Genomic DNA, 1,462 nt, shown 5'->3' with positions numbered 1-1,462 from the left:
ATTTATCTTTAAAAAACCGAGTAGTAATGCCTCCTTTAACTAGAGGTAGAGCAGTTAATCTGGGTATTCCCAATGATTTAATGGTGGAATATTATACTCAAAGAACTGGAGTAGGTCTAATTATCACTGAAGGTACTTTTATTTCCCCTCAAGCTAACGGTTGGGTAAATGCTCCTGGTATTTATACTCTGGAACAAACTGAAGGGTGGAAAAAAGTTGTTAGTGGTGTACACTCTAAAAATACGCCATTATTTTTGCAGCTTTGGCACTGTGGTAGGGCTTCTCATAGTAGTTTCCATGATGGTAAGCTAGCTGTTGCTCCTTCAGCCATTAAAATTAACGAAGAATATGTTCATACCCCTCAGGGAAAACAGCCTCACGAAACCCCACGAGCCCTGGAAACTGAAGAAATACCCCAAATAGTAGAAGAGTATAAAAAAGCGGCTGAAAATGCCAAAAAGGCAGGTTTTGATGGGGTAGAAATTCATTCAGCTAATGGTTATTTACTGGACTATTTTCTGCAATCTAAAACCAACCAAAGAATAGATAACTATGGTGGTAGTATTGAAAATAGATATCGTTTCCTCAAAGAAGTAATCGAAGCTGTAATAACTGTTTTTCCAGTCAATAGAGTGGGGGTTCGTTTGTCTCCTAATGGTTTATTTAATGATCTGGTATCTGTGGATTATCGTGAAACATTTCTTTATGTAGCTAAAGAGTTAAACAGTTATGGGTTAGCTTATATCCATCTAATATATGGATTGGCGTTTGGATTTCATGAATTAGGAGAACCGATGACTTTGGCTGAGTTTAAAAACGTTTTTGATGGTCCAATTATTGGTAATTGCGGCTATACTCAAGAAACAGCCGAAGCTGCAATTCAAGAAGGTGTGGCGGATTTAATTGCTTTCGGAAGACCTATTCTGAGTAATCCAGATTTAGTTGCTCGCTTCGCTAATAATTGGCCCCTCAATCCTATTCCAGATGTGAAACTTTGGTATTCTCCAGGTAAAGAAGGTTATACTGACTTTCCTACTTATAAGACGGAAAACTAGCGAGGCTCTTACGTAAGCATTCAGCTATCAGCTTAAGCGCTACGCGCACGCTACGCGAACAGCTATCAGCTAATGCATCCCAGGCTCGAAGCCTGTACCACGAGTTATGGACTTTTCCCCAGACTTTCAATTCTCATTAATCTGGAACTATTAATTTTCTCGTTCTAGGTTTATTTTAATCACCTCAAGTAGCGTGAGCTTTTAGCTGACGGCTGTTCGCGTAGCGTGAGCTAAAAGCTCACGGCTGACGGCTGAATGCTTACGTGCGATCTAGCCTGAAATCTTAACCCTAAATGCCTTTAGGGTTTACAATTTTTTGACCGAACAGTGGTTCATTACGGGGCAGGCTGTTGCCTGTTCCCTGTTCCCTGTTCCCTGTTCCCTGTTCCCTAACAGAAATTGTGTAC

General features: G+C 40.4%; 1 protein-coding gene. It reads left to right on the top strand.

The genetic code is table 11. The features are described from left to right. Window positions 1-1,055 (top strand): alkene reductase (locus tag F6K53_RS42100; protein ID WP_293086431.1); only part of this gene is annotated, 1,055 nt, incomplete at its 5' end. Window positions 1,056-1,462: the final 407 nt, after the last annotated feature.

Source organism: Moorena sp. SIO4A1 (assembly GCF_010672065.1).
In the GTDB taxonomy this organism is placed as follows: Bacteria; Cyanobacteriota; Cyanobacteriia; order Cyanobacteriales; family Coleofasciculaceae; genus Moorena.
The sequence above is the reverse complement of the archived record's forward strand: the minus strand, read 5'-3'. Positions and strand labels throughout refer to the sequence as shown.